Here is a 6,725-nt window from a genome sequence, read left to right as displayed (position 1 = left end):
GACGGTTCATGCCGCTGTTCATTTTCAAGAACACATCAAACTGGGCATCCGGGGCTATTTCGGCAAACTGTTTCAGCCATTGCACTTGATGCCGGGAATGAATGGCAAAGCTCATGTCATGCTTTGCACATTCAAATAAATCCTCAAGTGCAAAAATACCTTCGAGCAACAGCAGCGGTTTCTTGCATCCCAGTGCACGTAGCCGTTTACCTTCTTCAATATCCAGAAAAGCAAAACCGTCTGTACCCTGAAACGCCGTATAAACCCGTTCAATGCCATGACCATAGGCATTGGCTTTGACCACAGCATACACTTTAGCATTCGGAGCAGAAGCTTTAGCAATATTCAGGTTATGCTGCAATGCATCTAAATGCACTACAGCTTGAATTGGACGTGGCATAGATTCTTCCTTGAAACAGTAATTTAAGCCGCGTGTGAATAGCGTCCGAGTGACAGCCCTTCCGTGCTAATCTCGGTTTTATGATCCAGTACAATATCGCTGATTAACTTGCCCGAACCACAGGCCATGGTCCAGCCCAAAGTGCCATGTCCGGTATTCAGGAACAGGTTTTTAAAACGGGTTTTTCCAATAATTGGCGTACTGTCTGGCGTCATTGGACGTAAACCCGTCCAGAAGCTGGCTTCAGCCAAATTACCACCCGGGAATAATTCCTGGGTAACCATTTCCAAAGTGGCACGTCGATTATCTTTTAAGTTGTGGTTAAAGCCACTTAGCTCAGCCATACCACCCACGCGGATGCGCTGGTCAAAGCGAGTGATAGCAATCTTATAGGTCTCATCCAGCACCGTAGATTGCGGCGCAAAATCGGCATCAACGATTGGAATCGTGAGTGAATAGCCTTTTACTGGATAAACTGGTAAGTCCAGATGCAACGGTTTTAAGAAATCACGTGAATAACTACCAAATGCCAGCACGTATTTGTCCGCAGTGAATACCTGACCATTGACGACAACACCTTTAATTTCATTGCCCTCAGTTAGCAGATGTTCCACATTCTGGTTAAACTTGAACTGTACGCCCAATTCTTTGGCAACATTGGCTAAGGCGTTGGTAAATAGATAGCAATCACCGGTTTCATCATTGGGTAAATGTAAGCCACCGACCAGTTTATCTTGAGCATGTGCTAAGGCAGGTTCAACTTTTGCCAAATCAGCTCCCAGTAATAATTCATGCGGCACATCACACTCTTGTAATACAGCGATATCACGCTGCACCATGTCCAACTGGGCTTCATTACGAAATACCTGTAAAGTCCCTTTGGAACGATGCTCATAGCTGATCCCGGTTTCTTTACGCAATTCACGTAAACAGTCACGGCTATATTCAGCTACACGGGTCATACGTTCTTTGTTAATGGCATAGCTGGCTGGATTACAGTTTTTCAGCATTTGCGCCATCCAGTTCAACTGCCACATGCTGCCATCTAAATTAATCGCCAAGGGTGCGTGATGCTGAAACATCCATTTCACTGCTTTAAATGGAATGCCAGGTGCTGCCCACGGTGTCGAGTAACCTGGAGAGATTTGACCTGCATTACCAAAACTGGTTTCTTCAGCAGGGCCAGTCTGACGGTCAAGTACAGTTACTTCTGCACCCTGCTGTGCCAGGTAATAGGCACTTGCCACACCAATTACACCACTACCTAAGACCAAAACACGCATTGCCTTACCCTCAAAATTCTTCTAGTTGATTTAACTAGTATATTTTTGGATCAATAGTGAATTTCACTGTTTTAAAGTAATATATTCAGTGAATCCACTAGATTTCTCGCGTGATTTTAAAAAATTAAGGGAATAATGAATGCGCAAATTAGACCGTATTGATCGTATGATTCTGGATATTCTGCAACGTGATGGACGTATTGCGATTAGTGAACTGGCAGCTCGGGTGAACCTATCCACCACCCCGTGCTCTGAGCGTGTGAAGCGACTGGAACGCGATGGCATTATCATGGGCTATTACGCCCGACTCAATCCAGAAAAGCTGGAACGCAATTTACTGGTCTTTCTTGAAATTAAACTTTCAGCCAAATCCGGTGATGTATTTGAACAGGTCGCACGAGACCTGAGTGAAATTCCTGAAGTACTGGAATGCCATTTGATTTCTGGAGATTTTGATTATCTGGTCAAAGCACGCCTGAAAGAGATGAGTGCTTATCGCCGCCTGCTGGGCGATCTATTAAAGAAACTACCTTCTTCTGCCTCTTCACACAGTTATGTGGTGATGGAAGAAGTAAAAGAGACGTTATATCTGGATGTCGGTATTTAATACTCTAGTTATCGACAATAACAACAAAGCTCCCAAAAGGAGCTTTGCCATTAATCTGAAAAATCTGAAAGTTTAAAAATATTAATCAGGAATACGTAGCACCTGACCCGGGAAAATATCATCAGCATCTTTTAATAATGGACGATTGGCTTCAAAAATCTTGTTGTATTGATTGGCATCGCCATAAAATTCTTTAGAAATTTTTGACAAACTGTCGCCTGATTTTACCGTGTAAAATTTACTTTCTGGTTCAGGGCTGCTCACCGTAAGCTGGTCATCCACTTTGGCCACATGATCAATATTTCCTACCGCGAGAATAATTTTTTCACGATCGGCCTGATTTTGTACCTGCCCACGCACAGTTGCCAGATCAGAAGTAGAGTTATAGCTAATTGACAAACCTTTAATTGGCAACCCTAAACTTTTAACATGACCCAATAACTTGTTGGCAATTTCTTGTGCCGATAGCTCTGCCGGAGCTGCTTTAGGCGCAGCCGCAGGTGCTTGTTGTGCAGCAGGTGTCTGTTGCGGTTCTGCCGCTGCGGTATTTTTCTTACCAATACCTTTTACAAAATCAAAAATACCCATGGAAGACTCCCTTATTGTTGTCTGGATTTTTATCTCCCTATTGTTTATAGCGGAATTCACCTAAGCAGAAGTTAATCATTGGTAAGCTTCCTGTTAATGAATGTAAGTTACCACTAAGAAAAACACAGGCACAAAAAAACCACCTTGCGGTGGTCTTTAGGCTTAGCAGAGCTAAGAATCAACGATTAACCAAGTTTTTTAGAAACGTAGTCGATCGCAGATTGAACAGTTGTGATTTCGTTAGAATCTTCATCAGGAATTGTGATGTCGAAGTCATTTTCGAAAGACATTACCAGTTCAACTAGGTCTAGAGAGTCAGCACCCAAGTCATCCATGAAAGATGCTTCGTTTTTAATCTCTTCGATTTTGATACCAAGTTGTTCTGCAACCGCTTGCTTAACGCGTTGTTCGATATCGCTCACAGGAATTCTCCTCATTGCTTGTGGCGTTTTTAATGCCGTTAGTTTAATTGAATCTAAAAAATTTGGAAAGTTTATACTTAAGCCCCTTAGCTCATGTATAAACCACCATTTACGTGAATTACAGTACCTGTAATGTAACTTGCCTTGTCAGAAGCCAAGAAACTTACGGCATTTGCGATATCTTGTGGATCACCGAGACGGTTCAATGCCACTTGATCACTCATTTTCTTGCGAATTTCTTCACTTAACTGTTCAGTCATCTCAGTGGCAATAAAGCCTGGTGCCACAGAGTTTACCGTAATTTGACGGCTACCCATTTCTTTTGCAAGACTGCGGCTAAACGCTTCGATCCCTGCTTTGGCAGCAGAATAGTTCGCCTGACCCGGGTTAGCAAAATGCGCCACTACAGAACTGATGTTAATGATACGACCGAAACGTGCCTTGGTCATGCCTTTCAGGACACGTTTGGAAAGTCGATAAACGGCTTTCAGATGAATGTTCAGGATATCGTCCCAGTCATCTTCTGACATACGCAGCAACAGGTTATCTTTGGTAATACCAGCATTGTTCACTAACGCAAGAACTGGACCATAGTTCTGTTCAATTTCAGTCACCAGTGCATCAATGGCTGCACCATCACGCACATCAAGGACCTTACCTGCACCATTTTCAGCAAACTGTGCAGATAATTTCTCAGCACCAGCTTCAGAAGTGGCAGTTCCTACTACAAAGTAGCCATCCTGAATGAGTTGTTGTGCAATTGCAGCACCAATGCCGCGGCTTGCACCTGTCACCAAGGCAACTTTACGTTCCTGTGTCATGCAATTTTCCCTTCTGCCACCAATACGGTGTTTAATGCATCTTCCAGACGGGATTGAGTATCCAGTGGAAGTGCTTTTTCGATATTTGGTAAACGTTTTGCCATATTGGCAAGTACATTTCCCGGACCGCATTCCACGATATATGCAATACCTTCGTCTTGAAGGAACTGCAGGGTTTTGGTCCACTGTACAGATTCATACAATTGCGCAGTCAGTGCCTGACGTAATGCATTCACATCTGTTGCAATTTCTGCGCCCACATTTTGTATTACAGGAATACGTGGTAGCTCAATGGCAGTTTGTTCCAAAGCCGTAGCAAACTGTTCAGCCGCAGGTTTCATCAGTGAACAGTGGGATGGAACAGATACAGGCAATGCGATCGCTTTAGCACCATTTTCTTTTGCCAGTTCAATTACCGCATCAACACGATCTTTGTTCCCTGCAACAACGACTTGACCTTTGGCATTGTAGTTGGCTGCTTCAACCGAACCTTCACCGGCTGCTGTTGCCTGTGTACAAAGTTCAACAACCTGAGCATCTTCCAAACCCAGAATTGCCGCCATTGCACCCACACCTTGTGGTACTGCATCTTGCATCAGCTTACCGCGCAGGTTGACCAGTTTCACCGCATCACCCAAGCTTAACGCACCAGATGCAACCAGTGCACTGTATTCACCTAAAGAATGGCCAGCCAGATACTTTGGTGTAACACCACCCAGTTCCAGCCATACACGCCATAATGCAATCGATGCAGTCAGAAGGACCGGTTGAGTGAATTCAGTCTGGTTCAGACCTTCACCCGTCTGTGCAATCTGCCACAGATCAAAACCCACCGCTTCAGATGCTTCAGCAAATGTATCGCGGATACCACTAAACTGTTCTGCAAGTTCAGCGAGCATGCCCGCCTTCTGCGATCCCTGACCCGGGAACACAAATGCAGTTTTAGTTGCTTGAGCTGCTTGTTCGAGTTGTTTAGCAGACATAAATAAAATCCTTTCATTCAAGAGGTGCGAATCTTTTCTTAGACCTAAAATTGGCCGATCAGATCACCTTACCCATTGTGGAGCGCAATTTAACACGTAATTTTGGCTGGGGTAATTGCCAAATACAACAAAAACCGCGACTTCACATGATGACCGCAAAACCTGTGCATAAAATCAGGCATAAAAAAAGGGAGCTTAACGCTCCCATTTTTTCTACTAAGCTTTAACGCTTAATACATCATCAATTATTCAGCAGATGCTTTAGCGAATAATTGACGACCACGGTAGATACCATCTTTAGATACGTGGTGACGACGATGAGTTTCACCAGTAGTTTGGTCTACAGTTAATGCATTCTCAGTTAAAGCGTCATGTGAACGGCGCATGTCACGGCGAGAGCGACTTTTACGGTTTTGCTGAACGGCCATGATGGCTCCTTACAAATATCGAAAAAATGGATCAGAACAAATTCGATTGTCTTATACGTATGAGTATAACACAAAAATTAGTTAAGTTTACCCTTCAAAGCTGCCAAAACTTCAAACGGATTGTCCCGTTTTTCTTCAACAACTTCTTCTTGAGCGGGTTGGTGCTTATGCTCACAAACATCATGCTTAGGAGACAACGGCATCAACAATAACAATTCATCTTCTATGAGTGCCAGTAAATCAGCGGTGGCAGGTGCATCATATGAACCTTTCGTCGTTGCTTCACTTTCACCTAAGACGATGAAATCAGCATCCTCATCCAAGCGCTCTATCAGTGATTCGTCATCCACAAGGGCAAGATGAAAATCTGAAACGAGTTCAATCTCAACGGTTTCCAGACAACGCTGGCATTCCATTGGAACTTTCGTTTCAACATGGCCATCTAGCCACACAATGCGATGATAAGCATCCATTGATAGCTTACAGTCTATGTTAATCAATTGATCATCAATTGATCCAACAGCTTCACGAGCAATACGAACAAAGCGGGATAAAGGCAGTTGACCTGACCATTTAAAGCCCTGTTCAGCCCATTTAAACGGCTCAATCTGTGCCGGAAAGGTATTTGCTGACATAATTAAGGCGGCAATTCTACAAATTCATCAGAACTCTGTCAAAGATTAAGATACAATTTTGTACTTATTTTTAGACAGACCAATTGGGTAATTTCAGTCATGCATCTGTTGCAGCCGCAAACAGAAGTGAATGTTTCATCACTCGTTAGCACACTTTCAACTCTGGATTCTGACAGCTCACTACAGCAAGTGCAACGCTTACCGTGGGCGAATGTATCGTCAGAAGCAGAACAGGTTGATTGGCTCATCTTACACTTTAATCACTGGTTTTCCCACCTAAATGTCACATTAGTCCGTGGTGATTTTGAACCAGAATATTTCCCGGCTACTGAAGATACCCCTGCCCGCATTCAATTTGCGCATGGTTTTTTCAATAGTGCCCTGCATGAGATCAGCCACTGGACCATTGCAGGTGACAAGCGTCGTCTATTGCCAGATCTGGGCTACTGGTATGCGCCAGATGGCCGCACCCAGGAACAGCAAGCTTTATTTGAACAGGTAGAAGTCAAGCCCCAGGCGATTGAATGGATGTTTGCCAAAGCCTTTGGGCGTAAATTT

The 6,725-nt window shown here is 43.8% G+C and carries 10 protein-coding genes; 2 read left to right on the top strand and 8 right to left on the bottom strand.

Features of this window, described 5'->3' with window-relative positions; translation table 11 throughout:
• Both B4033_RS08960 and B4033_RS08955 read right to left on the bottom strand, forming a co-directional pair.
• Positions 1-400, bottom strand: a 400-nt coding sequence (locus B4033_RS08960; RefSeq protein ID WP_286833296.1) for an alanine racemase, incomplete at its 3' end; no start/stop codon positions are given.
• Between the two features lie 23 nt (positions 401-423).
• Positions 424-1,683 (bottom strand): D-amino acid dehydrogenase, encoded by a 1,260-nt coding sequence (locus B4033_RS08955; protein WP_286833293.1) that lies wholly within the window; start codon positions 1,681-1,683, stop codon positions 424-426.
• Positions 1,684-1,822: 139 nt separating this feature from the next.
• Here B4033_RS08955 and B4033_RS08950 point away from each other — a divergent pair, with 139 nt between their 5' ends.
• The gene (locus tag B4033_RS08950; protein ID WP_004811183.1) at positions 1,823-2,290 is read left to right on the top strand and encodes an Lrp/AsnC ligand binding domain-containing protein; all 468 of its coding nucleotides are present in this window, start codon (positions 1,823-1,825) and stop codon (positions 2,288-2,290) included.
• Between the two features lie 81 nt (positions 2,291-2,371).
• On the opposite strand, the gene lysM is transcribed toward B4033_RS08950, so the two are convergent.
• From lysM to B4033_RS08920, 6 genes are all read right to left on the bottom strand, one after another.
• Positions 2,372-2,878, bottom strand: a complete 507-nt coding sequence (gene lysM, locus B4033_RS08945; protein ID WP_286833291.1) for a peptidoglycan-binding protein LysM — start codon at positions 2,876-2,878, stop codon at positions 2,372-2,374.
• 185 nt (positions 2,879-3,063) lie between these two features.
• A complete protein-coding gene (acpP, locus tag B4033_RS08940) occupies positions 3,064-3,300 on the bottom strand; it encodes an acyl carrier protein (RefSeq protein WP_004646101.1) in 237 nt (78 codons plus the stop codon).
• 86 nt (positions 3,301-3,386) lie between these two features.
• Positions 3,387-4,121: a 3-oxoacyl-ACP reductase FabG gene (gene fabG / locus B4033_RS08935; protein WP_005221077.1), complete on the bottom strand. Its 735-nt coding sequence runs from the start codon at positions 4,119-4,121 to the stop codon at positions 3,387-3,389.
• A complete protein-coding gene (fabD, locus tag B4033_RS08930; protein WP_286833288.1) occupies positions 4,118-5,104 on the bottom strand; it encodes an ACP S-malonyltransferase in 987 nt (328 codons plus the stop codon). Before fabD ends, fabG begins: the two co-directional genes overlap by 4 nt.
• Positions 5,105-5,349: 245 nt before the next feature.
• On the bottom strand, positions 5,350-5,532 hold the full coding sequence (rpmF, locus tag B4033_RS08925; RefSeq protein WP_004783304.1) for a 50S ribosomal protein L32: 183 nt from the start codon (positions 5,530-5,532) through the stop codon (positions 5,350-5,352).
• Between the two features lie 77 nt (positions 5,533-5,609).
• The gene (locus B4033_RS08920; protein ID WP_004811191.1) at positions 5,610-6,167 is read right to left on the bottom strand and encodes a YceD family protein; all 558 of its coding nucleotides are present in this window, start codon (positions 6,165-6,167) and stop codon (positions 5,610-5,612) included.
• Between the two features lie 99 nt (positions 6,168-6,266).
• Here B4033_RS08920 and B4033_RS08915 point away from each other — a divergent pair.
• Positions 6,267-6,725: elongation factor P hydroxylase (locus tag B4033_RS08915; RefSeq protein ID WP_286833285.1), on the top strand; the 459-nt coding region annotated here is incomplete at its 3' end.

The organism is Acinetobacter sp. UBA3132 (genome assembly GCF_002364825.1).
GTDB lineage: Bacteria > Pseudomonadota > Gammaproteobacteria > Pseudomonadales > Moraxellaceae > Acinetobacter > Acinetobacter schindleri.
Note: the sequence above shows the minus strand (reverse complement) of the source record. Positions and strands in the feature narration are given on the sequence as shown.

Excerpts from the sequence above, each read along its gene's own strand:
- fabD (WP_286833288.1), bottom strand. The coding sequence starts at position 5,104 with ATGTCTGCTAAACAACTCGAACAAGCAGCTCAAGCAACTAAAACTGCA.
- B4033_RS08920 (WP_004811191.1), bottom strand. The coding sequence starts at position 6,167 with ATGTCAGCAAATACCTTTCCGGCACAGATTGAGCCGTTTAAATGGGCT.
- B4033_RS08955 (WP_286833293.1), bottom strand. The coding sequence starts at position 1,683 with ATGCGTGTTTTGGTCTTAGGTAGTGGTGTAATTGGTGTGGCAAGTGCC.
- rpmF (WP_004783304.1), bottom strand. The coding sequence starts at position 5,532 with ATGGCCGTTCAGCAAAACCGTAAAAGTCGCTCTCGCCGTGACATGCGC.
- fabG (WP_005221077.1), bottom strand. The coding sequence starts at position 4,121 with ATGACACAGGAACGTAAAGTTGCCTTGGTGACAGGTGCAAGCCGCGGC.
- B4033_RS08950 (WP_004811183.1), top strand. The coding sequence starts at position 1,823 with ATGCGCAAATTAGACCGTATTGATCGTATGATTCTGGATATTCTGCAA.
- lysM (WP_286833291.1), bottom strand. The coding sequence starts at position 2,878 with ATGGGTATTTTTGATTTTGTAAAAGGTATTGGTAAGAAAAATACCGCA.